Origin of the sequence: Enterococcus sp. 2G9_DIV0600, assembly GCF_002140615.1 — a bacterium.
Lineage (GTDB): Bacteria > Bacillota > Bacilli > Lactobacillales > Enterococcaceae > Enterococcus_D > Enterococcus_D innesii.
Genome location: NZ_NGLL01000001.1, coordinates 2773830 through 2800633 on the forward strand (window position 1 = coordinate 2773830; position 26804 = coordinate 2800633).

The 26804-nt window shown below is 44.4% G+C and carries 23 protein-coding genes and 1 other annotated feature; of the genes, 4 read left to right on the top strand and 19 right to left on the bottom strand.

Annotated features, from left to right (window positions below):
- Positions 1 to 116: 116 nt before the first annotated feature.
- The 4 genes from hflX to A5870_RS13320 form a co-directional block, all read right to left on the bottom strand.
- Positions 117 to 1361 carry a GTPase HflX gene (gene hflX / locus A5870_RS13300; RefSeq protein ID WP_008377064.1) on the bottom strand — a complete coding sequence of 415 codons (1245 nt, stop codon included), beginning with the start codon at positions 1359 to 1361 and terminating at the stop codon, positions 117 to 119.
- Entirely contained in the window at positions 1358 to 2275 is a 918-nt protein-coding gene (miaA, locus tag A5870_RS13305) for a tRNA (adenosine(37)-N6)-dimethylallyltransferase MiaA (RefSeq protein WP_086293320.1), read from the bottom strand. The genes hflX and miaA overlap by 4 nt, the downstream gene beginning before the upstream one ends.
- Positions 2272 to 3021 carry a glycerophosphodiester phosphodiesterase gene (locus A5870_RS13310; RefSeq protein ID WP_086293322.1) on the bottom strand — a complete coding sequence of 250 codons (750 nt, stop codon included), beginning with the start codon at positions 3019 to 3021 and terminating at the stop codon, positions 2272 to 2274. Before A5870_RS13310 ends, miaA begins: the two co-directional genes overlap by 4 nt.
- 223 nt (positions 3022 to 3244) lie before the next feature.
- Entirely contained in the window at positions 3245 to 3763 is a 519-nt protein-coding gene (locus tag A5870_RS13320) for a hypothetical protein (protein ID WP_008377057.1), read from the bottom strand.
- Between the two features lie 175 nt (positions 3764 to 3938).
- Between A5870_RS13320 and clpP the strand changes: the two genes are divergently transcribed.
- The gene (gene clpP / locus A5870_RS13325) at positions 3939 to 4529 is read left to right on the top strand and encodes an ATP-dependent Clp endopeptidase proteolytic subunit ClpP (RefSeq protein ID WP_005225161.1); all 591 of its coding nucleotides are present in this window, start codon (positions 3939 to 3941) and stop codon (positions 4527 to 4529) included.
- A 62-nt stretch (positions 4530 to 4591) separates the two neighbouring features.
- Here clpP and A5870_RS13330 read toward each other — a convergent pair whose 3' ends face one another.
- From A5870_RS13330 to A5870_RS13340, 3 genes are all read right to left on the bottom strand, one after another.
- The gene (locus A5870_RS13330; protein ID WP_236598577.1) at positions 4592 to 5185 is read right to left on the bottom strand and encodes a gamma carbonic anhydrase family protein; all 594 of its coding nucleotides are present in this window, start codon (positions 5183 to 5185) and stop codon (positions 4592 to 4594) included.
- A 62-nt stretch (positions 5186 to 5247) separates the two neighbouring features.
- Positions 5248 to 7005 carry an ABC transporter ATP-binding protein gene (locus tag A5870_RS13335; RefSeq protein WP_005225159.1) on the bottom strand — a complete coding sequence of 586 codons (1758 nt, stop codon included), beginning with the start codon at positions 7003 to 7005 and terminating at the stop codon, positions 5248 to 5250.
- Positions 7002 to 8735: an ABC transporter ATP-binding protein gene (locus A5870_RS13340; RefSeq protein WP_010747462.1), complete on the bottom strand. Its 1734-nt coding sequence runs from the start codon at positions 8733 to 8735 to the stop codon at positions 7002 to 7004. Before A5870_RS13340 ends, A5870_RS13335 begins: the two co-directional genes overlap by 4 nt.
- Positions 8736 to 9136: 401 nt before the next feature.
- On the opposite strand from A5870_RS13340, the gene A5870_RS13345 reads away from it, so the two are divergent.
- Together A5870_RS13345 and rnjA are read left to right on the top strand one after the other, a co-directional pair.
- The gene (locus A5870_RS13345) at positions 9137 to 9349 is read left to right on the top strand and encodes a DNA-directed RNA polymerase subunit epsilon (protein ID WP_005225157.1); all 213 of its coding nucleotides are present in this window, start codon (positions 9137 to 9139) and stop codon (positions 9347 to 9349) included.
- A 1-nt stretch (position 9350) separates the two neighbouring features.
- A complete protein-coding gene (rnjA, locus tag A5870_RS13350) occupies positions 9351 to 11030 on the top strand; it encodes a ribonuclease J1 (RefSeq protein ID WP_005225156.1) in 1680 nt (559 codons plus the stop codon).
- 142 nt (positions 11031 to 11172) lie between these two features.
- Here rnjA and A5870_RS13355 read toward each other — a convergent pair whose 3' ends face one another.
- From A5870_RS13355 to ezrA, 10 genes are all read right to left on the bottom strand, one after another.
- Positions 11173 to 11373: a cold-shock protein gene (locus tag A5870_RS13355; protein WP_005225155.1), complete on the bottom strand. Its 201-nt coding sequence runs from the start codon at positions 11371 to 11373 to the stop codon at positions 11173 to 11175.
- A 200-nt stretch (positions 11374 to 11573) separates the two neighbouring features.
- Entirely contained in the window at positions 11574 to 12266 is a 693-nt protein-coding gene (gene radC, locus A5870_RS13360; protein WP_086293324.1) for a RadC family protein, read from the bottom strand.
- Positions 12267 to 12348: 82 nt separating this feature from the next.
- Positions 12349 to 13023 (bottom strand): HAD family hydrolase, encoded by a 675-nt coding sequence (locus A5870_RS13365; protein WP_077454034.1) that lies wholly within the window; start codon positions 13021 to 13023, stop codon positions 12349 to 12351.
- The gene (locus A5870_RS13370; RefSeq protein ID WP_086293326.1) at positions 13016 to 14329 is read right to left on the bottom strand and encodes a bifunctional folylpolyglutamate synthase/dihydrofolate synthase; all 1314 of its coding nucleotides are present in this window, start codon (positions 14327 to 14329) and stop codon (positions 13016 to 13018) included. The genes A5870_RS13365 and A5870_RS13370 overlap by 8 nt, the downstream gene beginning before the upstream one ends.
- A 148-nt stretch (positions 14330 to 14477) precedes the next feature.
- Positions 14478 to 17123, bottom strand: coding sequence for a valine--tRNA ligase (locus A5870_RS13375; protein ID WP_086293328.1), 2646 nt, complete (start codon positions 17121 to 17123; stop codon positions 14478 to 14480).
- Between the two features lie 448 nt (positions 17124 to 17571).
- Positions 17572 to 17806: a binding site (T-box leader), on the bottom strand.
- Between the two features lie 57 nt (positions 17807 to 17863).
- Positions 17864 to 18355 (bottom strand): thiol peroxidase, encoded by a 492-nt coding sequence (tpx, locus tag A5870_RS13385; RefSeq protein ID WP_008377033.1) that lies wholly within the window; start codon positions 18353 to 18355, stop codon positions 17864 to 17866.
- Between the two features lie 65 nt (positions 18356 to 18420).
- Entirely contained in the window at positions 18421 to 19074 is a 654-nt protein-coding gene (locus tag A5870_RS13390) for a redox-sensing transcriptional repressor Rex (protein WP_005237525.1), read from the bottom strand.
- Between the two features lie 153 nt (positions 19075 to 19227).
- Positions 19228 to 20436: a tRNA uracil 4-sulfurtransferase ThiI gene (thiI, locus tag A5870_RS13395; RefSeq protein WP_086293330.1), complete on the bottom strand. Its 1209-nt coding sequence runs from the start codon at positions 20434 to 20436 to the stop codon at positions 19228 to 19230.
- A 47-nt stretch (positions 20437 to 20483) separates the two neighbouring features.
- A complete protein-coding gene (locus A5870_RS13400) occupies positions 20484 to 21626 on the bottom strand; it encodes a cysteine desulfurase family protein (protein WP_086293442.1) in 1143 nt (380 codons plus the stop codon).
- Between the two features lie 186 nt (positions 21627 to 21812).
- On the bottom strand, positions 21813 to 23534 hold the full coding sequence (ezrA, locus tag A5870_RS13405) for a septation ring formation regulator EzrA (RefSeq protein WP_016611694.1): 1722 nt from the start codon (positions 23532 to 23534) through the stop codon (positions 21813 to 21815).
- A gap of 358 nt (positions 23535 to 23892) precedes the next feature.
- Here ezrA and A5870_RS13410 point away from each other — a divergent pair, with 358 nt between their 5' ends.
- On the top strand, positions 23893 to 25242 hold the full coding sequence (locus tag A5870_RS13410; protein ID WP_086293332.1) for an aspartate kinase: 1350 nt from the start codon (positions 23893 to 23895) through the stop codon (positions 25240 to 25242).
- Between the two features lie 71 nt (positions 25243 to 25313).
- Here the strand turns inward: A5870_RS13410 and A5870_RS13415 are convergent, their stop codons facing one another.
- Together A5870_RS13415 and A5870_RS13420 are read right to left on the bottom strand one after the other, a co-directional pair.
- Entirely contained in the window at positions 25314 to 25844 is a 531-nt protein-coding gene (locus tag A5870_RS13415; RefSeq protein ID WP_086293444.1) for an HAD family hydrolase, read from the bottom strand.
- 94 nt (positions 25845 to 25938) lie between these two features.
- Positions 25939 to 26799: a Cof-type HAD-IIB family hydrolase gene (locus A5870_RS13420; RefSeq protein WP_086293334.1), complete on the bottom strand. Its 861-nt coding sequence runs from the start codon at positions 26797 to 26799 to the stop codon at positions 25939 to 25941.
- Positions 26800 to 26804: the final 5 nt, after the last annotated feature.

Below are 26804 nucleotides of genomic sequence, written 5' to 3' on the forward strand. Positions count from 1 at the left end.
AAATGGTGCTTTAGCCAAAAATGTTCGGTTTTTGCGTTCAAAGCAAGCCAAACCACTTATGCTCCCATAATTTTGTCACCACAAAAAAAACGGTGCATCGGTTGCACCGTTTCTGCTTATTCCTGTTCTTGCGCCATTCTGCGTAGTGGATAGGTATCCTCCAGCGCAAATCCTTTGATATGATAGGTCTGTGTTGCTTCATCGAAGGCATTGCTCAAAACTAGTGACTCCCGTTTTAAACGATTCAGCGCATTGCCTTCATCGGCTTGCAGAACCAGATGATAAGGCTGCATGATCTGCATCAACTCCATTTTGATCGCCTGAGTCAAGCGTTCTTTGCCTTTGGTACTCTTTGCCGAAATCAAGACGTTGGGAAAGAGCGTTGGGACAAACTGATCGGCGTCGATGCGATCCGCCTTATTATAGACCGTCAACATCGGTAATTGGGTCAAAGAAAGTTCTTCCATTAACTTCAAGACGGTCTCCTCTTGCTGAACCCGTTCTTCGGAACTGGCATCGACGACATGCAGCAAGAAGTCCATGTTTTGACTTTCTTCCAGTGTGGAATGAAACGCATCGATCAATTGGGTCGGCAATTCTTGGATAAAGCCAACCGTATCGGTAATGGTGACTTCAAATCCTTCCGGCATCCGCCAGCGTTTCGTCAAAGGATCGAGTGTTGCGAACAGCTGGTCTTGTTCATAGGTATCCGCACTGGTTAAAATATTTAAAATAGTTGATTTTCCGGCATTGGTATAACCAATCAAGCCCATTTGAAAGACTTGGCTGTCTTTGCGCTTTTGGCGTGTCCGGTCTCGATGGGCGGCCACTTCCTTCAATTCCCGTTTGATGATGGTGATGCGGTTGCGGATGTGTCGACGATCGGTCTCCAGCTTGGTTTCCCCTGGCCCTCTCGTTCCGATTCCGCCCCCTAGCCGAGACATGTTCTTTCCTTGCCCTATCAAACGTGGAAGCAAATAATCCAGCTGCGCCAATTCTACTTGTAGCTTTCCTTCTTTGGAACGGGCACGCATCGCAAAAATATCGAGGATCAGCTGGACGCGATCAATCACTGGCACTTCTAGCGCATCACCGATCAACTGGCTTTGCCTTGGTGTCAGTTCATGATTGAAGATCACTAGATCTGCTTCATGTGCTTCTGCCAACTGCTGCAATTCCACAACTTTCCCCTTGCCAATCACGGTTTGTCGATCGACTTGCTGCCGTTTTTGCACCAGTGAAAAAACAACTTCGCCATTGGCGGTTTTTGTTAAGCTTTTCAATTCTTTCATTGAAGAATCAAAATGAAGATAGTTTTTCTCCGTTTCTACTCCGACAAGAATCACACGTTCTTGGCTCATCTTTTCTCCTCCAACCATTGGTTGATTTCTGTTTCAAGGGTACGTTGTTCTTCAGGTTGTCTCACTAAATCAATCCATCGGGGCTTTGCTCGGTTATTGAACCACGTCAGCTGCCGCTTGGCGTAGCGGCGTGAGTTTTGCTTGATTTGCTCAATGGTTTCATCCAATGTGGCCTGCCCGTGAAAATAGGGCAAAAATTCCTTGTAGCCGATCCCTTTTGCGGCTTGCGTTTCTGGATACTGCAAAACAGCTTTTGCTTCTTCGATCAAGCCTTGATCCATCATTAAGTCCACTCGCTGATTGATTCGCTGGTATAACAATGCTCGCTCAGTGGTTAAACCGATCATGAAGAAATCGTACAAAACTTGCGGTGTTTCTTTTGGTGCAGCGATACTTTCGCCAGTCGTTTCAAAAACCTCCAACGCACGAATCACTTTCCGCTCATTGTTGTAGTGGATCTTCGCTGCTGCCAAGGGGTCGACCGCCTGCAACTTTTGCCATAGAGCTTCTTTGCCGATGGCTGCTGCTTCTTGTTCATAGCGCTGACGAATCGTTGGGTCGCCTTCTTCTGCCCCTAAACGAAAATCATACAAAAGCGCTTGGATGTATAGCCCTGTTCCCCCCACAACGATCGGCAGTTTTCCTTGCTGCTGGATCGTCTCAATGGCTTCACGCCCCATTTGCTGGAAATCAGCGGCAGTGTACGTTTCCGTCATTGCACGAATATCGATCAAATGATGAGGAATCCCTGCCATTTCTTCCTTCGTCACTTTGGCGGTACCGATATCTAACTGACGGTAAATTTGCATGGAATCCCCGCTGATGATCTCCCCTTGGTATTTTTGGGCTAACTGGATACTCAAGGCGGTTTTGCCAACTGCGGTCGGTCCCACGATCACTAAGACTTTTTTCATCCTTTTGTTTCCTCACGGACCTGTTGCACAATTGCCCGAGCTTTTTCTGGAAAATCGGTGATGATCCCCGTCAACCCCAGAGCCAAGCAGGTGCGAATCGCCGCTTCTTCGTTGACAGTCCACGGACGGATCGCGATCGGAAAATCAGTTAAGACCGTTGCTGTCTCTTGGACCCAGCGATAGGCAGGATGAATTCCTTCGATATACGGTCGGGTGAGCGCCAACGGTGGTTTGTCTTCCCCGCGTCCCATAATAAAATCAAGGGTCGCATCCGGTTCGATCGCATGCATCCGATCTAAGGTCTCGATATTGAAGGAACAATACCAATGAGTAAAAGGCCATTCTTGGCTATTCAATAAGTCGGATACTTTGGCTTCGATTCCTTCATACTCATAATGATCGGTTTTTAATTCGATCGTCAAAATGCCACGATAATTCTTCGCTGCAAGTAAATCCAACACTTCTTTTAGCGTGGGGACTTTGGCGGCTTGGAATTCCTCAGAAAACCAGCTGCCGGCATTGAGTTCTTTTAGTTCAGCAACCGTCAGATCACAGATCCGACCTTTGCCGTTGGTCGTTCGATCAACCGTTTCATCATGCATGACAATCAAGCCGCCATCTTTTGATAGATGTACATCTAACTCAATGATATCAGCTTTGACCCGCACCGCTTCCGCAAATGCTGGTAGCGTGTTTTCAGGTCGGTTGCCGCTACTCCCGCGGTGGGCAACGATTTGTACCATCATTCTTTCACTCCATTCTCACTCTTTATTTTACCATGGAATCTGCTAGAACCAAAAAGCCTCTGTTTGTTTCGAACCTCTTAATGAATAATAGCGCTTTGTTTCGGTCAAAGAAAAACACCCTTACTATGATCGCAGTAAGAGTGTGTGTGATCAGTTAAAAAAGCGCAACCGTCGATACTCTGGTACGGTTGCCTTAACCAAGGCAAATGGCTGACCAGTAGAATCAAATCGTTTTTGAAAAATAGGTCAACGGTTCGCTCGTCATGTTTTTCATTTGGTTTTTACGCTCATTGACCATTTCAACCAATTGATCAAGGAAATTTTCCATAATGATCCGGCCGCCTTTATAGGTATACCCACCGATCTTAACGGTTTCCTCTGGCGACAAAATCACCCGACGTGTTCCGATTTTTTTGAAAAATTCTTCCAAGAAAAAATTCGGTAGATAAAAACTGTTTTGCGCCGCAAAAGATTGTAGATAGGCAAAATCATCGATGGTGATATAACAGTCGTCAAAGGCATCAAAGCTGACATACTCATCCATCAGCATGACCCGTTTTTGTAGAATCTCACTGATTTTTTGATTCAATAAAACCAACGTTTCGATTTCTTTGACTTTATGCTCCAACAAACGGCGTTGTTTTTCTTTTTGTTCCTCATACCGAATGCGTAAATTAAAAATGATGGTTACTAACAATGCGCCCACTAAGACGCCGATCAAACCTGCTATTGCTACTGCCATTCTTCGATCCTTCCTCATTCCTTTTTTCATATTGTATCATATTTGAAAGTTTCGCAAAAAAGATAACGAACTTTTTATTTGACCTTTCTTGACCTAATCGGTATACTATCTCTTAGATATTGCGAAAACTTTATGCTAAACTATATCTATAACGATTTTTAGGAGGACTATCACTATGAATTTAATTCCTACAGTCATTGAACAATCATCTCGCGGTGAAAGAGCGTATGACATCTATTCTCGTCTATTAAAAGACCGGATCATTATGTTGAGTGGTCAAGTAACCGATGACTTAGCAAACTCGATCATTGCTCAGCTTTTATTCTTAGACGCGCAAGATTCTGAAAAAGACATCTACTTGTACATCAACTCGCCGGGCGGAAGCGTTACTGCTGGTCTAGCGATCTTTGATACCATGAACTTTATCAAAGCCGATGTCCAAACCATCGTTATGGGGATGGCTGCTTCTATGGGTTCATTCTTATTGACCGCTGGTGAAAAAGGCAAACGTTTTGCGTTACCAAATGCCGAAATCATGATTCACCAACCATTAGGTGGCGCACAAGGTCAAGCAACTGAGATTGAAATTGCTGCCCGCCACATTTTGGCAACCCGCGAACGTCTGAACAAAATCTTGTCAGAACGTACTGGTCAACCAATCGAAGTGATTGAACGCGACACCGATCGCGACAACTTCATGACCGCACAAGAAGCCAAAGATTACGGCTTGATCGACGAGATCATGGAATCAAACAAATTGAAATAAGCTTGCATAAAAAAAGGTGTACGAAGCAATTCGTACACCTTTTTGCGTCTTTGGATTCGGCGTCAGACTTCGCCATATTGGCCTTGTTGGTAAGCATGCCCATTTTCCACGTAATGCGTGATGTTTGCCTGATTTTTGGCGATTTCTTCTTCTGTCAACGGGCGGATCACTCGTGCCGGACGACCAAACGCCAACACATTAGGCGGAATGACGGTTCCTTCCGTCACTAACGAACCGGCACCTAACAAACTATTTTCGCCGATCACTGCATGATTCAAAACGATCGAGCTCATGCCGATCAGCGCCCCTTTTTTGATGGTGCAGCCATGAAGCATACACTGATGCCCAACAGTCACATCGTCTTCCACGATCGTCGGGGCATCGTGATCAACGTGGATGATCGTTCCATCTTGAATATTGGTACGCGCGCCGATTTCGATGCGATTGGCATCGCCTCGAATCACTGCTTGAAACCAGACCGTACTCTCTTTTCCTAGAGTCACGTTTCCTACGATCGTCGCATTTTTTGCCACAAAACAAGGTGTTCCTTGCAACGAGGCGGGCGAAACTGTTTTGTGGGTTTCATTCCCTGATTGTTCTTTGTCCATCAACTTCTCCTTCCAATCCATAAAGGGATCTGCGCTTTCTTTTTTCACTATAGCACCACCCTTGCGACAATGCAAAAAGAGCGCCAGTCAGACTGGACGCTCTTTTCGGCTTACTCGGCTTCTTCTGAAAATTGACTTTGATACAGTTGGCTATAAAAGCCGCCAGCTGCCAACAAGGTTTCGTGATTGCCTTTTTCAATGATCGATCCTTGATCCATTACTAAGATCAGATCTGCTTCACGAATCGTTGACAAACGATGGGCGATCACAAAGCTGGTACGACCTTCCATCACTTTATCCATTGCTTTTTGAATCAGCGCTTCTAAGCGGGTGTCCACCGAACTGGTGGCTTCATCGAGAATCAAAATCTTTGGATCAGAGATGACTGCCCGGGCGATGGTCAACAATTGTTTTTGTCCCAAAGAGACATTATCGCCTTCAGAATTGATGATCATCTCGTAGCCATCCGGCATCGTACGAATGAAGTGATCGACATTGGCGGTTTTCGCTGCATCAACGACTTCATAATCGGTGGCATCTAATTTCCCAAAGCGAATGTTGTCGCCGATCGTGCCTTCATACAACCATGCATCTTGTAAAACCATCCCAAACAATGAACGGACATCATGACGTTCCATCTTCTTCGTGTCGATACCGTCGATCTTGATGGCCCCTTCATTGACATCATAAAAACGCATCAACAAATTGATCAAGGTGGTTTTCCCAGCACCTGTTGGTCCCACGATCGCCACGGTTTGTCCAGCTTTGACTTCAAAGTTCAAGTCTTTGATCAACGGTTTTTTCGGATCATAGGCAAAGCCGACATGTTCAAAGGTCACGTCGCCTCTGATTTGTTCTGGCAATTGGATATCGGTTTGATTGACTGGCTCTTCTTCCTCATCTAATATTTCAAAGACCCGTTTTGCTGCTGCTGAGGCACTTTGCAAAACGGAAGACAGCTGGGTTATATTCCCCATTGGCTGACTGACTTGCCAAATGTATTGAATGAACGCTTGCAGCTGACCAACAACGATCACACCGCTGATTACGTAAAAACTACCCATGACTGCCATTGCGATATAGGTAAAGTACGCGGTCATTTGCACCAGTGGCATCATCAATCCTGACACAAAGGCAGAACGAAAGCCGTAATAGCGCAACTGGTGGTTAACGTTTTTAAACCCTTCAAGTGTTTGCTTTTCCCGTCCATACACTTTCAAGACACTGAATCCAGTCATGTTTTCTTGTACGTAGCCGTTCAGATCCCCTAACGCATTTTGCATGCCTTGGAAGTCTTTTTGCGACTTTTTGACGATCGTGCGAGAAATCAATAAGGAGGCTGGGATCATGATCAATGAAACCAATGCCATGTAGGTATTGATATAAAACATCATGGAAACCGCCATAACGATTCCTAAGAAGGCATTGACGATCCCGATCAAGGCTTGCTGCATCGCACCGCTGACGGCATCCACGTCATTGGTCACCCGTGACAGGATATTCCCTTGCTGGTTGCGGTCGAAGTAAGAAACGGGCAAACGATTGATTTTTTCTTCAATGTCTTGCCGCAAATCTCGCATCGCCGATTGGACAACGTTGGTGATCAGCAGCCCTGACATCAATTGTGAGAAACAGTAACCGACACCAACGACTGCGATCCAGATCAAGCAAAGGATCACGTAATCAAAATTAACGCCTTCGCCAGCGGCGATGTTGCGGCTGATCTCTGTCGTCGGTAATCCAGAAACATACGGCATTGCCGCATTGAAGCCGACGGTTGCAACAGTAAACAGCAAGACTAGGATAAATTGTACTTTGTACGGTTTGATGTAAGCACCTAACCGTTTTAAAGAAGAGATTGCTTTCATTGTGCCAACTCCTCCTCTGATAATTGTGACGCCGCAATGTCGTAGTATACTGGACAAGTTTGCAGCAGTTCTTTGTGGGTGCCAATGCCAACCACATCGCCTTCGTTCAAGACGACGATCTTATCGGCATTCATGATCGTTCCTACTCGTTGAGCAACGATCAAAACGGTCGATTCCGTGGTCTCTTTTTTCAAGCGTGCCCGCAATTTTGCATCCGTTTGGTAATCCAATGCAGAAAAACTATCATCAAAAATATAGATCTCTGGTTGGCGGATCACCGCACGGGCAATCGCTAAGCGTTGTTTTTGTCCGCCAGAGAAGTTGGTTCCGCCTTCTGCCAAGTGAGCATCAAAGCCATCTGGTGTGCGAGAAATGAAATCTGCCGCTTGCGCAATCTCGGCCGCTCGTTCCAGCTCTGCTTGCGTGGCATCTTCTTTCCCATAGCGCAGGTTTTCTGCGATCGTCCCTGTAAATAGCAACGCTTTTTGAGGGATAAACCCGATCTTGTTGCGCAATGTCGTTAAGCTGTAATCCCGAACGTCAACGCCATCCACCAAGACTTGGCCTTCACTGACGTCGTAAAAACGTGGGATCAATTGGATCAAGGTTGATTTCCCGCTCCCGGTACTACCGATAAATGCCACGGTTTCCCCTGGTGAAGCGGTAAAGCTAACATTACGGATCACTGGACTTTGGGCATGTCCTGGATAAGCAAAGGTAACATTTTTAAATTCCAAGAAGCCTTTCGTCTTAGTTTCTGTCACTGGCTGTTCTGGCTCTTTGATTTCAGAAGTCGCATCTAACGCTTCTTGGATTCGGCGAGCAGAAACCGCCGCTCGTGGATACATCGTAAAGACGGTCGCAAACAGCATGAAAGAAAACAACGCATGGAAGATGTATTCGATAAATGCAATCAAGTCACCGACTTGCAGCTGCCCTTGATCGATTTGAATACTTCCCGTCCAAATAATCAAAATCATCACGATATTGAATAAGAAGAAAAAGCCTGGTTGTGCCGTTGCCATCAAGCGAAACAAGCTGCGAGAACTAGAAGCATAGGCTTGGTTGACTTTGCCAAAGCGTTTTTCTTCAAATTTTTCATTGACGAAGGCACGGATCACTCGTAAACCAGAGAGATTTTCCCGCAAGATGCCATTGATTTTATCTAGATTGGCTTGTTGTTTGGTGGATAATGGTTCCGAGATTTTGGCAATGGCGATGACGGCCATCAGTAATATCGGCAATGCCCCCAAGACATACAACCCTAGTTGTGTACTTGTCCGCATGACCATGTACAAGCTGACCACAAACATCATGGGTGTCATCAGACCCGTCCGTAAGATACTTTGCATAAACAGCATGATTTGATACGCATCATTGGTCACACGGGTGATCAATGATGAAACCCCGATTTTTTCATATTCAGTATGTGAATAGCCTTGGACTTTTTCAAAAAGATCGTCACGAATATCTGCCACAATGTTAGTGGTGATACGTGACGTGAAATAGCCTAACAAAATGTTCATCGTGATCCCCACAATGGTGATCGCGATCATCGCCGCACCCATTTTCCATATGTAGTCGCGATCACCAGCGGCGATCCCTTTGTCGATCATTCTTGCCAATAACGTCGGCAAACCTAATTCAATCAAAATAAAACCAAAAACACAGATGAAATTAAAAACCAGCAGTTTTTTGTTTCTCATCGTATAGTGCCACATTAATTTCAAAAAATCCCCTCCTTTTTTACTTCATTACTTCTACTATAGCATAGGAATATTCTTATTGTAATGCACTATCAGCGAAAAAAAGTAAACTTCGAGGATAGTCCTTTCATTTTCTTTCAGTAAGCCTTTTCAAAATGACGTGTTTCTATACTTATTCGTTTTTCTGTGATAAACTAGGAATACTTGTAGTGGAACGACTTACAAACCCGGTGAATTTTTTATGACGACATTTGGAAAGCAAAGACGAGGCTTTCTCTTTTTTCTCACAACGATTGTCTGAAAAAAGCATGCAGCGGCTCTCGAAGCCTTCTTTTCAGGTCACTTTATTCGGACCTCGATTTTGTGATGCAGCGAATTCATCAACCAAATAGACTACTGCGAAAAGCAGATAAAGGAGAAAAGATATGATTTACAAAATTTATTACCAAGAAACAAAAGACCGCAACCCAAAGAGAGAACAAACCCACTCTTTGTACATTGAAGCAGACGATGCAGTGATCGCACGCCGTCTGGTTGAACAAAATACCCCATACAACATCGAGTTCGTTCAAGAACTAGATGAAAAACATTTAGCTTACGAAAAAGAAAACGCTGATTTCAAATTAGCGGAGTTTTAAGATGAAAGTTTCGCTGAAAAATAATGAGACTGGCGTATTCGGCGTCGGTGGACTTGGCGAAATCGGAAAAAACTGTTATGGGGTTCAATTCCAAGATGAGATCATCTTAATAGACGCGGGAATCAAATTTCCCGAAGATGAACTGCTTGGGATCGACTATGTCATTTCCGATTATAGCTACATCGTTCAAAATTTACCGAAAGTCAAAGGCTTGATCGTCACTCATGGTCACGAAGACCATATTGGCGGAATCCCTTACTTGTTGCGGGAAGCCAATATCCCGATCTATGCGGGACCATTGGCACTTGCTTTGATCACCAACAAATTAGATGAGCATGGCTTATTGCGAGACGCAGAATTACACGAAATCAATGAAGATACGGTGATTCGTTTCCGTAAAACGTCCATCAGCTTCTTCCGAACGACCCACAGTATCCCAGATGCTTTAGGTGTCGTTGTCAAAACGCCTTCTGGCAATATCGTCGCAACTGGCGATTTCAAGTTTGACTTTACGCCTGTGGGCGAACCAGCAAACTTGCACAAAATGGCAAAAATTGGTGAAGAAGGTGTCCTTTGCCTCCTTTCCGATAGTACCAATGCAGAAATTCCAACCTTTACCAAATCAGAAAAAACGATCGGCAGCTCGATCCAAAAGATTTTTGAAAAAATCGATGGTCGGATCATTTTTGCCAGCTTTGCCTCCAACATTTTCCGTCTCCAACAAGCTGCAGATGCGGCGGTTGCGACTGGACGTAAAATCGCCGTTTTTGGACGCAGTATGGAAAATGCGATCGTCAACGGACAGCGCCTTGGCTATATCAAGGTGCCGGATGGAACCTTTGTAGAATCTCATGAGATCAATCGTTTGCCTGCAAACGAAACCATGATCCTTTGTACGGGTTCACAAGGAGAGCCAATGGCTGCTTTGAGTCGGATTGCCAATGGGACCCACCGTCAAATCCAAATTCATCCAGATGATACCGTGATTTTTTCAAGCTCACCGATCCCAGGAAATACCACGAGTGTCAATCAGCTGATCAACTTGCTGTTGGAAGCTGGCGCAAACGTGATCCATGGAAAATTGAACAACATCCATACTTCTGGTCATGGTGGCCAAGAAGAACAAAAACTGATGTTGCGTCTAATGAAACCAAAATTCTTTATGCCTGTCCACGGGGAATTTCGGATGCTGAACATCCACACCCAATTGGCACAAGATGTCGGTGTACCAAAAGAAAATTGTTTCATTATGGAAAATGGTGACATGTTGGCCTTAACGGCGGATACCGCTCGCTTGGCTGGTCATTTCAATGCCAATGATGTTTATGTTGACGGCAGCGGTATCGGTGATATCGGAAATGTCGTCTTACGAGATCGTCGCATTCTTTCAGAAGAAGGCCTCGTCTTAGCAGTAGCGACAGTCGATGTGGCGAAGAAAGAAGTCCTTGCTGGACCAGATATCCTTTCGCGTGGGTTTGTTTACATGCGAGAATCCGGCGAGATGATCAACGAAGCACAGCAGATCCTCTTCCGTGCGTTGCGGGAAGTCTTGAACCAACCAGACCCCACAGAGCACAAATTAAGAGAAGCGATGTCATCGGCTTTACAGCCATTCCTATTTGAAAAAACCGAACGTCATCCAATGATCCTTTCAATGATCATGACGCCGGATGATTTATAGTCTTACATGCAAGGGGAGTTCTCAGGTTACTGAGAACTCCCCTTTTTCCTTTCCGTTGCCAAAAGCAAAAAAAAGACCATCAATTGATGGTCTTTTGGGTTTTTGATTTCAAAGTGTTCTTACTGGCAGTTTGTTTAAAAGCTTACGCTTTGTTTACGTTAACTGCTTGAGGTCCACGATCAGAATCTTCCACGTCGAAAGTAACTGCTTGACCTTCTTCTAAAGTTTTGAATCCTTCACCTTGGATCGCTGAAAAATGTACAAATACGTCTGTACCGTCTTCGCGAGAGATAAAACCAAACCCTTTTTCAGCATTGAACCATTTTACTGTACCTTGTTCCATTATAAAAAAACCTCCTCGTGCATAAGCACTTAATTATGTGTAACATTGCCTTTGTGCGATAGAGGCCTAACGTGCGTTTCAACATCTATTCAGCAAACAAAATTACAATAATATTTTACACTTGCCCGTATTTTTTTGCAAGACAGACGATTAGACAATTCACCTTTATTTTTAATAATGTTCGCAAATTAGCCGTTGTGTCAGCAATTTTCTTGTTGCCAGAGGCCTTCTTCTCGCAAACTAACATAGGCATTGTCGCCAATAATCAAATGATCTAGTAGTTCGATCCCCATCAAGTCCCCACATTTGATCAAGCGGCGTGTAAACAGTAGATCTGCCTCCGAGGTTTGAGGACTTCCACTTGGGTGGTTGTGAACGACGATCACACGTGCGGCGCTATAACGTACCGCCCAATGAAAAATCTCCCGTGGGTGAGCGATCGACTGATTCAACGATCCGATGAAGATCGTCTTTTTTTGAATGATCTCATTTTTGGTATTCAAATAAATTCCTAGCAAGTGCTCCTGACGAAAGTCTTTTAATTCTTGGATCAGCTGATGAGCGATCGCCATACTGGAGTTGATCTTGCCGTACTTTGGTTGAACAGACCGCTGGATTCGCACGCCTAATTCAACCATCGCTTTGATCTCAATGGCTTTGATTTGTCCGACGCCACGAATTTCTTGTAATTCATCGATTGTCGCTTCTTTTAATTCATACAATTCTTCAAAACGATTCAAGACACTAGCCGCTAATTCCAAGACATTTAGGGGCCGTGAGCCAGTTCGCAACAAAATGGCCAATAATTCTTGATTCGATAGGGCATCAACTCCATATTCTACTAAGCGCTCTCGTGGAAACGAGCTTTGGGGAATTACTGTTTCATTGATCATAAAAAAACTCCTTTGCGTCGGTCTAATAAGAAATACGCAAAGGAGAAACTATTTGATTCCGATGCTTTTTAAAAAATCGCCATTAGAAAGAAAAAGCCGTTTCTAAAAAATCTGGGACATCCTCTAGTGAAGGCAAGACTTTCAAGACTTTTTCTTCAATGATGGTCGTCGGCGCGATCAAATCGGGAATCATAATGACTGAGATCCCTGCCCCATGAGCAGCATGAATACCGTTAGCCGAATCCTCAAGGATCACCAATTCTTCTTTTGGTACCGCCAATAATGCGTGGGCTTTTTCAAAAATCTCAGGATCTGGTTTTGCCCGTGTGACATCATCAAAGCAGACGATCTCAGGAAATTCCGCCGTTAAGTCCGCTGCTTCCAGCAAGGTGTCGATCACTTTGCGCTGGTTACTTGACGCCAACACTCGAGGAATCTTTTTCTCATCAAGATAATGCAATAACTCATGGATCCCTGGCTTCAATTCAGCCTCGCCCCGTTGGAACATTTCCAACGTTTGCTGAAAAGCCGCTTGAATAAATTCTTCAATCATCTGATGACCAAAGGCCTCATCGAACCGTTCATGATAGGCGGCCCAAACTTCTTCATCCGAAACACCTACATAGGCTAGATACAACTCTTTTGTATAGGGAATACCCATTTGATCCGCCACGATTTGAGTTGCTTGGTAGTAGAGCAGCTCCGTGTCAAAAATCAAGCCGTCCATATCGAAAATCACACCACGTAACTTAGCCATTTCTTCCTCCTATTGCCAACAACAATTCACGAACTTCTGAAACAAAATACAAGGATCCTGTCACCAGCAGCAAATCTTCATTGGTCATTTTTTCTAATAACTCTGCCAAACCAAACTGCCATAAAGAAACCGTCGAGATTCGTTTGTTATCGAGTTCCTGATAGCCGTCTGCCAAATGCAGTGCCTTGGGAAAATCAAAGGTCGTTAAATAAATCTCGGCTTGGGGAATCGCCAGCAATTGCTGAAGCATCTCATTGACGTTTTTAGTTTCTAAGGCTGAGAACAGCACATGGATGCGATAGTCGCTGAACTCTTCTTTCATTGTATCTACTAAACGAGCCATGGCGTGTACGTTATGGGCACCATCGATAATCACTAGTGGCTCACTACTGATTCGTTCCATTCGGGCGGGCCAATAGGCTTTTCGCAAGCCATTGCGAATCTCTTTGGCTGAAAACGGCAGTTGTCGTAGGTCGCAATACAGGCTATACAATTGGATCGCCACACCGGCATTTTCTGGTTGATGGCGGCCTAACATCGGCGTTTTCAAGCCTTTGATTTTGCCATGCTCATTTTCAAAATCAAACAACTCGCCCCACTCTTCATCAGGATGACGATAGGTCACACGGTACTCTTGCCCTGCATGATACGCAGGTGCCTGTGCTTCTGCAGCTTTCAAATCGATCACCGAAAGCGCACTTTCAACGATATTGCCAGTAACAAGGGGTGTTTGCGGCTTGATGATCCCTGCCTTATGGGCAGCGATTGCTTCAATGGTATCCCCTAAGACATCCATGTGATCCATGCCGATCGTCGTGATCGCGGTCAAAATAGGAGAAATAACGTTGGTACTATCTAAGAGTCCCCCTAAGCCAACTTCAATAATCGCAACATCGACCTTTTTTTCTTCAAAATAGCCTAATGCCATAGCGGTAATGATCTCGAACTGGGTAATGCCCGTCAACGTTTCATCGCGATCAATTTCAGCAACCAGCGGCTGGATTTTTTCCACCCAAGCGACCAAGTCCTCATCTGATATAAATTGTCCGTTGATTTCGATTCGTTCATTGAACGCTTCAATGTGTGGGGAAGTAAAGGTCCCCACTTGCTGCCCAGCTTCTTCTAAAAGACTGCGCAAATAACTGACGGTCGATCCCTTGCCATTCGTGCCGGCGATATGGATCATGGTCACCTTTTTTTCAGGATTCCCCATCCGTTTTAATAATGCTTCGACACGCATCAATCCGGGTCTTTGCCCAAATGTCAAACGCGAATGGATCCACGCTGTTGCTTCTTCGCTTGTCATCTCGCTCACCTCGCTCCTATTTTAACAAAAAATGAACGGCTTTCCCATTTTCTTTCCTTTAAACGAGAAAATTATTCGCCCTGTTTCTATTGATTAAGCAAAAACAAGCATCTTCGAGAGATGCTTGTTTGCGCGTGATGTGCTCATCCTATTGGATTGTGCGTAATTGTTCGATCCGTTCTTGAACGGCTTTTTGTTTTTCAAGATAATCGGATTCTTTGCTGCGTTCTTGTGCCACGACTTCCTCAGGAGCATTGGCAACGAAGCGTTCGTTCGCCAGTTTGCCTTGTACCCGTTGAACTTCTTGGGTGAACTTCGCTAGTTCTTTCTCCAAACGCGCGATTTCTTCTTCAATGTTGATCAACCCAGCTAGTGGCAAGTAGATCGTCGCACCTGATAGGATGGCTGACATCGCCAATTCAGGAGCTTGCAAGCTGTTAGAGATTTCTAGTTCTTCTGGATTACAGAAGCGTTCGATATAGTTTTTGTTAGCAATCAAGAATTCTTCGATCTCAGGCTCATTTGCTTGGATCAGCAAAGTAATTGGTTTCGAAAGTGGTGTATTTACTTCTGCTCGGATGTTTCGAACCGAACGAATCAATTCTTTCAACACTTCCATCCCTTGCGCCGCTTTTTCATCGGTCCATTGTGGAGCCACTTGTGGATACTCAGCAACGACTAATGATTCCCCTGTATGCGGCAGCTTACTCCAGATTTCTTCTGTAACAAATGGCATGATTGGGTGCAACAAGCGTAAAATTTGATCAAGAACATGGACTAAGATGCTCTTATTAACTTGTTTCGCTGCTTCATTGTCACCGTATAACGTTTCTTTCGACATTTCAATGTACCAGTCACAGAAATCATCCCAGATAAAGTTGTATAATTGACGACCTGCTTCACCAAATTCGAAGCGTTCAAAAAGGTCAGTGACTTTTTCAATCGTTTCATTCAAGCGCGTCAAGATCCAACGATCCGCCACTGATTTTTCACCAGAAAAATCAATGTCTTCTGCAGTCATTTCACTGACATTCATCAAGACAAAACGGGAAGCATTCCAAATTTTATTGATGAAGTTCCAAGCGGCATCCATTTTTTCATAGCTGAAACGCACGTCTTGTCCCGGTGCAGAGCCATTTGATAAGAACCAACGCAATGCATCAGCACCGTATTGTTCAATGACTTCCATCGGATCGATCCCGTTTCCAAGAGACTTACTCATTTTGCGACCTTGTTCATCACGGATCAATCCGTGGATCAAGACATTTTCAAATGGTCGTTTGCCAGTAAATTCCAAGCTTTGGAAAATCATACGGCTTACCCAGAAGAAAATGATGTCGTAACCAGTTACTAATGTATTCGTTGGGAAGTAGCGTTGGAAATCTTCATTGTTTTCATCTGGCCATCCCATTGTTGAAAACGGCCATAAAGCAGAACTAAACCATGTATCCAATACGTCTGGATCTTGCTGCCAATTTTCGGCATCTGCTGGCGCTTCAAGACCTACATACATTTCTCCCGTTTCTTTGTGGTACCAAGCTGGGATTTGATGGCCCCACCACAACTGACGAGAGATCACCCAGTCATGGACATTTTCCATCCAACGTAAGAATGTTTGGTTGAAACGTGGCGGATAAAAGTCCACCGCTTCGTCGGTTTCTTGGTTGTCGATGGCTTGTTTTGCTAATGGTTCCATTTTTACGAACCATTGTGTCGATAAACGAGGTTCGACTACTACGCCTGTCCGTTCTGAGTGACCTACGCTATGGACCATTTTTTCGATCTTGATCAGACGACCTAACGCCTCTAAGTCTTTCACGATTTGCTTGCGAGCAGCAAAACGATCCATGCCTGCGTAGGTACCTGCTAAGTCATTCATTGTTCCGTCATCATTCATGACATTGACCCGCGGTAGGTCATGGCGGTTACCGACCTCGAAGTCATTCGGGTCATGGGCAGGAGTGATTTTTACGACCCCAGTTCCAAATTCTTGGTCCACGTACTCATCTGCGATGATTGGGATCTCTTTATTGACCAAAGGCAAAATCACTTTTTTACCAATCAATGCTTGATAACGTTCATCTTCTGGATGAACCGCGACTGCTGTATCCCCCAACATTGTTTCTGGACGAGTCGTTGCGATCTCCACCACACCGCTGCCATCTGCTAATTCGTAAGACATGTGGTAAAAAGCACCTTCGATGTCTTTGTGGATCACTTCAATATCAGATAATGCCGTGCGGGCTTGAGGGTCCCAGTTAATGATGTACTCGCCACGATAGATCAAGCCTTTTTCATAGAGCGTCACGAAAACTTTACGAACCGCTTCGGATAATCCATCATCTAACGTAAAGCGTTCACGGCTATAGTCTAGAGATAAGCCTAGTTTCGCCCATTGTTCCCGAATGTGACCGGCATATTCTTCTTTCCAATCCCATACTTGTTCAACAAATTTTTCCCGACCAAGGTCATAGCGAGAAATTCCTTGTTCCCGCAGCTTTTCTTCTACTTTGGCTTGGGTAGCGATCCCTGCATGGTCCATTCCTGGTAACCATAAGGTATCATACCCTTGCATCCGTTTTTGACGAATGATGATGTCTTGTAACGTGGTATCCCAGGCATGACCTAAGTGCAATTTTCCTGTTACGTTTGGTGGTGGAATCACGATAGAATAAGGTTTTGCTTCTTTGTTGCCGCTTGGTTTAAAACGGTCATGTTCTAACCAATCTTGGTAACGCCCCGCTTCTACTTCTTGGGGATTGTACTTGGTGGATAGATTCTCAGTTTCTGTCATAGTTGATCCTCCTAAAGTTACGTTTTTTAAGCGTAATGGTTGGTGTGGTTTTTTTGGTGCCAGTTGCCAAGTAAAGCGTGACAATGTTTGAATCGTTCAGGATGAGTGCGGTGGTAATTATTAACTGTTTATTGTTGGTAAAAAATGTTGCTTACAGAGGTCATGGCTCACTTCGTGAACCAATTTTGGTGACTCCTTGTACTGTTCATCATCTATTCTGTCTTGCTCCGCAAGCCAGTCGCTGTGATTCCTAGTACGATTACTACGCTCCCTTTGGTCGCCTAGTACTGTTCATCATCTGCTCTGTCCCTCTTTGTGGGCCAATCATAGTGATTCCTAGTACGGTTACTACGCTCCCTACGGTCGCCTAGTACTGTTCATCATCTGCTCTGTCCCACTTGTGGGCCAGTCGCAGTGATTCACAGCAAAAAGCGCCCTAATGCCGAGGCATTAGGGCGCTGATACGCGGTACCACCTAAATTGCAGATTGCTCTGCCACTTTGACGTGAGGTAACGTTCACGACGCGCTTGATCTTACTGTGCGGCTTTGTCTGCAAGAAACAAACCGTGGTTCGGATCAAAGACCTTCAAGCTACCTTTTCAGTGTCTGGGGAAGTCTTGCACCGACCGACTTCTCTCTGACCGCCAGGGTCACTGATACTCCTCTTGAACATTGTCTTGCTATCATAGATTCTTGTTTCATCTTGCTACATTCTACAATGAACTTTTTTGAAAGTCAATCAGAGGTTTGCTTTCGCCGCATCAATGGCTGCTTGATAATCCGGTTCGTGGGAGATCTCAGGAACGATCTCAACGTGTTGAATCACGCCTTCACGGTCCAAAACGAAAATTGCTCGGGCAAAATGACCGAAGTCTGGGATCATGATTTGATAGGCCTCACCGAAGGTATTCGCCGGATCATGAAGCATGATCATGTCGACGCCTTCTTGGCCGCACCATTGTGCTTGTTCTTCTTTTGTATTGTTAGAGATCGTTACAAAATTTATATCATCCAATTGACTTGCTTCTTGGTTGAAACGCTTGGTCTGCAACGCACAAACGCGTGTCACGATATCGGGAACAACGCTGATGATCGTTGGTTTTCCTAAAAAATCAGTCAGTGTGTATTCCTTGTCCTCTAAACTTTTCAAGCGAAAATCAGCTGCTTTATCCCCTACTTTTGGTTGGTTGCCGGGCATCTCATAAACCGTTTCTTTGCGTGTAACTTGCATAACATCTCTCCTATAGCATTTTCTCCCAGTATAAGAAAGATTGTCAAAAAACGAAAAGGATTTGCTCAGACTTTCGATTTTTGCGAGTAGGTCGTATCAAAAAAGATCAAGGTTTGCAATTCTGTCGTCAAATCAATGTATTGGATATTGACATCTTTTGGCACGATGACGGGATCAGGGGCAAAATTCAGGATTGCTGTGATCCCAGCATCCACGATCGCATCGATCGCCATTTGCGAATAGCGACTAGGAACAGTCGAAATCGCTACGGTGATCCCTTTTTCTGCTACGACTTCCGCCAATTGGTCCATTCCATAGACATAACGTCCACTAATGGTCTGGCCAATCATTTCTGGATCATTGTCAAAAACCGCGATGACGGAAAGATTTTCATTTCTGCGAAAATTGTTGTTAGCTAACGCTTTTCCTAAATTTCCATAACCAATCAAGGCGATTTTTTTCTCCTCATTGGTTTCTAAAATATAGCTCAATACCTCGATCAAATAAGGAACATCATAGCCATAGCCACTTCTACCCAATTCTCCTAGATGAGAAAAATCCCGGCGGATCGTGGCTGAAGGAACTTGCGTGATTTCTGCAAACTCTTTTGATTTGATTCGCTGAATACCTGAGGCATCCAGTAATTTTAAGTGTCGTAAATAAGCTGGCAAACGTTTTGCCGTTGCTTTCGGAAGTTTTTTATCTCTTAATGCTTCCATCCTGTCCACCCTCCTTGTTAAATGATTCACATATCGAGTGTAGCATGTTCCATTTTCAATAGCAAGAAAATATTCACAAACTCTCTCACACGATGAAAAACGACCACAAATATTCCATAACAGTTGTGGTCGTAGTTTAAAAAAGAGAGTTTATTATAAGAATTCAGCGAATTCAGTTGCTGCTTTTTCTTGATTTGCCGTGATTGCTTCCAGTTTCAACCCAGCCATCGCCCGTTCCATCATCCCTTTGATATCGAGACGCTCTTCATATTGATGTACTTTATCCAGTCTTGGGCGCGTCTTTGGTTGAGGAGGCGCAAAGATTGTGCAGCAATCCTCAAAGGGCTGAACCGACAATTCAAAGGTATCAATGGCTTCGGCAACTTCAATGATCTCCAATTTGTCCATCGTTGCCACTGGGCGCACGATCGGCGTATTGGTTACTTCATTGATGGCGACCATGCTATGCAAAGTTTGTGAAGCGACTTGTCCTAATGATTCACCATTTAAGATGATCAAACCGTGACGAGCCTCACGAATCGCATCTGTCAAACGCAGCATCATCCGACGAGTGATGGTCATCCAATAACCTTGCGGTACGCGGTTTTTGATTTCTTCTTGGATTTCCGTAAACGGAACTTCGATAAATTGAATGCTTCCTACATAAGGCGCAAGCTTCTTCGTTAAATCTTTGGCTTTTTGTAATGCTTGTTCACTCGTATAAGGAGGACTTGCGAAATGGACCGCTTCGATCTCAACGCCGCGTTTCATAGCAAAGTAGCCTGCAACGGGCGAATCGATACCGCCAGAAAGCATCAACATTCCCTTTCCACTGGTGCCCACTGGCAGCCCAGCGGCTCCTTGGATCGTTTCATAGGACAAATAAGCGCCATCGATCCGTATTTCTACCCGCAAATTGATGTCTGGTTTTTTCATTTGGACTTTGATATCAGGAAAACGGTCGATCACCGCATTACCTAAGGTCAAATTCAACTGGTTGCTATCTTGCACAAACGAATGATCACTGCGCTTGGCTGTGATTTTGAAGGTCTCAACACCCGTATAGATCTCTGCCATGACGTCTTGAACGGCTTTCTTTAATACTTCGATATCTTTTTCGACCCGAATGCTGGGGGAAAAGTTTTGAATCCCAAAGACTTTTTGCAGCTTAGGAATGATCTCTTGGCTGTTTTCACCGTTCAATAGCAAGTGCATGCGATCTCGCTCGGCATGAACTTTGACATGGGGATAATCTGCTAAGGTACGTTTGACGTTTGAAGCTAATTGCATAATAAAACTACGACGATTTTTGCCCTTTGTTGACAGTTCGCCATAACGAACCATGATTTCTGAATAATTCACGAGAAAACTCCTTTGATTTGGATTGATTTTATAGTGGTCTGTCGTGCTTAATTGATTTTCGAAAATTTTTGGTACAACTGGTGGAAGACGATCAGAAACTGTTCGACTTCAGCCATCGTATTACTCTCATCTAAACTGATACGAACAGCCGATGTCGCTAACTGTTCCGGAACGTGCATCGCATGAAGCGTACTACTGGCCATCTTTTTACGGGAGGAACAAGCACTTGTCGTCGAAAGATAGATCTGCTTTTCTTCAAAGGCATGGACTAAGACTTCTCCTCTGATCCCTTTTAATGAAAAACAAAGTATATGTGGCGCAAACCCTTCAGTGCCAGAAAAAAGCGTGACTTTCTCGTACCCAGCCAGTGCTTCTTGCAAATAGCCTTTTAATAATTGAACATGGTTCGGCTTTTCAGCCTTTTGCTCGGTCGCTAAACGTAGGGCTTTTGCCATAGCAACGATCCCTGGTACATTTTCGGTACCGCTGCGTTGATTTTGCTCTTGCCCACCGCCGGTCATAAATGGCGCCAACTTACGACCTTGTTTCCAATAGATAAAGCCGGCGCCACGAGGTCCGTGAAATTTATGTGCAGAGAACACGGCAAAATCGACCCGCTCATTGAACCATTGCTCTTGTGGCACCTTTGTGATGGCTTGGACGGCATCTACATGGAAATGGATCGTTGGGTAGTCCGCTAACACGGTTGCGATCTCATGGATCGGTTGGATCGATCCTACCTCATTATTGACCGCCATCACCGAAACCAAAATCGTTTCTTTGCGAATTAACTTTGCTAATTCTGACACGTTGACAAAGCCTTGGGCATCGACAGGCACAACACTGACTTCAAACCCTAACTCGGCTAATTGAGCCGCTGTTTCACTGACGGCAGGGTGTTCAATACTGGAAATAATCAGGTGATTTCCATAGGCTTTTTTCGCTATAGCAGTCCCTTTGATGACCCAGTTGTCTCCTTCAGTTCCCCCACTGGTAAATGCGATCTCTTTGGAAGAAACGTTTAACAGATCGGCGATCTGCTGACGTGATTGCTGCAGCAGGCGATTGGCTTGATTTCCTAAATCATGCAGGCTTGAGGGATTGCCGATGATTCGCTGACTGACTTGGACATATGTATTTAAAGCTTGTGGATAAATAGCGGTTGTTGCACTGTTGTCAAAATAGATCAATGATAGGACCCTTTCTCTAAAAAAATTCTTTCCCATTATAACTGCTCTTGGGCTGAGTTTCAAGGTGACTCGCTGGCTTTGCCCTTATTTAAAGGAAACTTTTCCTTCCTTCGTAAGCGGTACTCATGCAGCGAGCCATTCTTTCCATGAAAAAAGCCAGTCAGTTTTTCACTGCTGGCTTTCGTATTATACTAAGTCGCGGTTATTGAAGTAGAAGTTTTCGATCCGTTTGAAGGCACCTGGTTCTACTCGTTCCAACGCTGTGCCGATTTCATCTAGCGCATCTTGATAGCGATATTCTTTACTAAACAAATAAAGTGATTTGTCGATCGCTGCCTTGATATCTGGATGAGAATGACGATAGCGGTTGGCATATTGCATCATTTGCTCAGTCAATGCCGCAGCATCCACTAAGTCTTTCGTTTGTTCATCTAAAAGATCAAGATCTTCTTCACAGACAGAAACCAATTTATTGATTTCTTGCATGTTGATGCGAATCTTGTTCAATTCTTTGCCTAATTCTTCCACCCGATCTGTTGCCACGAAGAAGAATTCTAAATACTCGCCTGGCAAACCAGGTAAGCGTTGCTTCTCAACAAACCGCTTCAAGTTGCGTAGCCGGAATTCGAAGCTTTCCACTTTTTCTTGCGCAACTTTTTCGCCACGACGTAATTCCGCAAGGGAATCATCGATTTCGACTTGCTGGCTTTCCACATCATCCAAAATCTTGTAGGCATCTTTGTAGAAGCTTTGCACTTCTGAATAAGGAATTTCGTGCTTTTCTAATTGTGGTAGGTACTCGTTGTTGCGACGAGCCAATTCGTCGACTTCCGTTTGGAAACCACGGACGCGACCTAATTCATTATGATTCAATGTGTAGCTTTGTGCCGTATGATCCAACTCGATCAACAACTGACGGTTGTTCTTCGTTGCATGGTCAATGTAGTCTTCGATGATCTGACGATTTTTCATGACATATTTCTTGGCATTGATCTCACGTTCCATCACCGTATACAAGGCATCAATATCACTTGCAGTATCACGGCTTGCCACTTCAACGGAAGCGACTTCTGTTTTCGCTAGATCGTTCATGGAGTTTTCAACCCGTTTTTTCACACGGTTGATTTCTTCTTGGAAGTTTGCTTCTGGGAACACATATTTTTGTTCTAATAATTTTTTGTAGCCATCTTGGATCTCTTTCAACTGATCAGGGAAGGTACGGTTTAATTCTTCGTACGCCGCTGGGATCCGTTTCATTAAGTCTTCCACTTCATAGGTGTGTTTTTCCGCTTGGTCTAACACTTCCCGTGCTTCCACAGGATCGCCTGAAGTATTTAAGGTAACAAATTGGGTGAACTCAATTTCAATGTTTTTGATTTGTTTTTGCAGCTCATTGTAGGCAGGACCGAATTCTTCCCCTTGATCCCGTAGCTTCTTCTTCAAGTCTTCGTAAACGTCCAACGCTTTTTGGACTTCCAGTGAATTTCGTTCTTCACTTTCTCGCAATTCTTTCAAGCCGGCGCGAATCTCTTCCACTTGGCGTTCCATCTCATCCATGGTCGCTTCGGCTTGGACGATCGCCCCTTTTGCTTTGAAAAAGCGGATGCGTTCGTTTAGTTCTTCCACTTCAAAGATTTGACTCTCAAGTTCAGCAAAAGATTTTGTGGAGATATCTGTCCATTGTTGGTTCCACTCACGGAAGGTATTTTGACTTTGACCAACCAAGTGCATTCTTTTTACTTCATCGACTTCTTCGATCACCGGTAAGTCAAACAGATTTTCTTTGCGTTTTTCCAAGTCATTCAACTTTTCTTGGTTTTTCTTCCGCATGAAAAAGCCAATTGCATACAAGACCGCTGCGATGATGATGATGGCAATGACAATTCCAAAGATGATATTAGTTCCCATTTTGTGGTTCCTCCAATTTTCAAATATACATGTTTCGTCTAAAACCTGCTGATCAGCAGATTGATTGATAAGTTCATTGAGCATAAAAAGGACAGACAGTCCCTTTATAAAAAAGCATCTACGCTAGATTATAGCATAAAGAAAAAAATCAAGCATTAGATTGAGGCAAAAAAGATCGACTTTTTTCGCATTGAATAAAATCATTCACGGCTTTTCCATCGATAATGAAAACAAATCGTGAAATTTACATCAACAAGTGACTTTTTTTCTGATTTTTCCGATTTTTTTCAAGAAACCGCTTGATTTCTCCCTATTGAAACTGTACTCTAGTAAAAAGCTTGAACAGGAGTAATGTCAAATGAAAGTAGCGAAATTCGGAGGCAGTTCCCTTGCCTCAGCCGAACAAGTCGAAAAAGTTGTTGCGATAATTGAAAGTGATCCTAAAAGACGGTTTGTCGTTGTTTCAGCGCCTGGTAAGCGTTCCAGTGACGATCAGAAAGTCACCGATCTATTACTAGCAGTCTGTACCCGCCTGTGTGCTCAAGAAGAAATTACTGATTTAATCGAAGAAATCTATGCCCGCTATACCGCGATCGCCGCCCCTTTTAATATCGAACAGGTCCATTTAGATCGCATCTGGCAATCATTGGCGGCTTTTCAAACGCTGCCTACCCAAGACAATCCGCATCTTTATGATACGGTCTTGGCAAGCGGCGAAGACAACAATGCCAAATTGATCGCAGGGATTTTACAAAGTCGTGGGTTAGCTGCTCGCTACATGAATCCGCAAGAACTTGGGTTGCTAGTGACGGATGAACCCCAAAACGCCCGTATCTTGAACAAGTCGTACGCCAAGATCGCACAATGGCGCGATAGTTCTGAAATCTTAGTGATTCCTGGCTTCTTTGGTTACACAGAAGCCGGCGAAATCTGTACCTTCTCTCGAGGGGGATCAGATATTTCTGGTGCCATCGTGGCGGCTGGTCTGCAAGTAGAATTGTACGAAAACTTTACCGATGTCGATGGGATTTTTTCTGCTCATCCAGGCTACGTTCATCATCCAGAGTCCATCAAAGAAGTGACTTACCGAGAAATGCGGGAGCTGTCTTATGCCGGCTTTACTGTGTTGCACGATGAGGCGTTGATGCCTTCATACCATGCAAAAATTCCCGTGGTGATCAAAAACACCAATAACCCAAGTCATCCCGGTACCTTGATCACCAACCAAAGAGACAACTTGGATCAGCCGGTGATCGGCGTTGCCAGTGACGAAGGCTTTTGTATGATCTATATCCGCAAATACTTGATGAACCGCGAAGTTGGGTTCACGCTACGAGTCTTAGAGATTTTTCGTGATTTTGATTTAAATTATGAACACATGCCTTCAGGAATCGATGATATCTCGATCATTATGCGCTCCAACCAGTTGAATCCAGTATTGGAAGAAGAGCTGCTGCGCAAAATCGCCTACGAGATCGATCCCGATGAACTGCGAATGACCCACGATCTCTCCATGGTCGTCGTTGTTGGTGAAGGAATGCGTCAACGAGTCGGAATCACTGCCGACAGTACCGCTGCCCTTGCGCGGAAAAATATCAACTTAGAGATGATCAACCAAGGGTCCTCTGAGGTCAGCATCATGTTCGGCATCCACAAAGAACAAGAAAAAGCCGCTGTCAGAACCCTTTACTACACTTTCTTTGATTAAACCAAACGTGCCAGTTGCACCACTCCTTTTGCTGATAAGCAATCGGAACGGGCAACTGGCACGTTTCTGTTTTATTCTGACGATTCTTGGGCTTGCGCTTGTTTTTGCGCCAATTGGCGTTTGATTTCTGCCTTGATTCGCGGTTCAGGAGCATACCGTTCTTCCCAATCGTTCGGCTTCATGACTTTGTGGGTCTCAGGATCATAATGGGGCTGCCCATCTGGGAAAAGTTTCCCCATGTTGGCTTCATGAACGATAGCCAGGATCGGCGCTGGATCGACCCCTAACAGTGAAAAAGAGCCATAGGTAAAATACAGCAGATCACAGAGCGCATCGACTTGTTCTACTAGAGAATCACTGACAGGCTGTTTTTTGGCAGCCAGCTTGGCTTGGGCTTGATCGATCGCATGATGCAAATGCTCCAGGCCTGCTTGAAAGGTCTCTTCGTCATTGTTGCTGGCAGCATAAAGGAACTCAACTAATTCTTCAATTTTAAAACCAGCACGAAACTGGGCTTTTTCCGCTGAAAAAGCTTGTGGATATGGCGGTCGCGTTGGATCAAAGGTTTTATGAAACTCTTCCGTCATTTCAAATGGACTCATTTTGCTCGCTTCTTTCTGCTTTTTCTCATGGTTCTGTTTCATGGTTCTGCGCTGTCTCCTATGTTACTTCATGGATTGGCTACTTGCTTAATTTTTATTCCCTTGCTTGGGCATTCTCGGCAATGATGCCAAAATGGATCAAGGCTTTCTTGATGCCGTCATGATCGTTGGTGTCCGTCACAAAGTCGGCACTGGCTTTAGTGATGGGCTGGGCATTGCCCATCGCAACTCCGATCCCCACACCTTCTAACATTTCCACATCATTAAAATGATCCCCAAAGGCCATCGCTTCTTCCATCGCGATCCCTTCATAGGCCAAAAACTCTTTGATGCCTTTGATTTTTGAACCGTTTTTCGGCACGATGTCAACAGAATAGGCATTGGATCGCTTAAAATCACATTGCGGCAGCTTGGAGCGTAATTTTTCGCGCTCTGATTCAGGGCTCAGCATAATACACTGATAGATGGGTTCTCGTAAAATGTCCAATGATTCATAGCGTTTGGCGTTGCGATTGGGACTGAAGCGCTGCAAAACTTTCTTCAAAAAGCCAACGGGAAATTTTTTTGGCACATAGCGCAAGTAGCGTTGCATGACGGGTGATTGGCTTAAACGGATCGTCAAGCTGCCAGCCACCTGGGTTTCTCCGCCAAACATGACTTGACGGTAATTTTCATCGGCGTAGTCTACGATCGCTTCCAACGTTTGTTTTGGAAATGGTTTGGCATAAATCAAGTTTTCCTTCGTGTAGACATATTGGCCGTTATAGGTGATAAACATGTCTAACGACAAGTAATCGATCACCTTCTCTAAATCAACCGGACCACGTCCGGTGGCAATGCCGCAGAGGACGCCATTGGCTTGGGCTTGTTTGATGGCTTCACGGGTACTGGCAAGCGCCTTGCCGTTGCTGGCAATCAGTGTGCCATCAATATCAAAAAAGATTGCTTTTATCATATGAC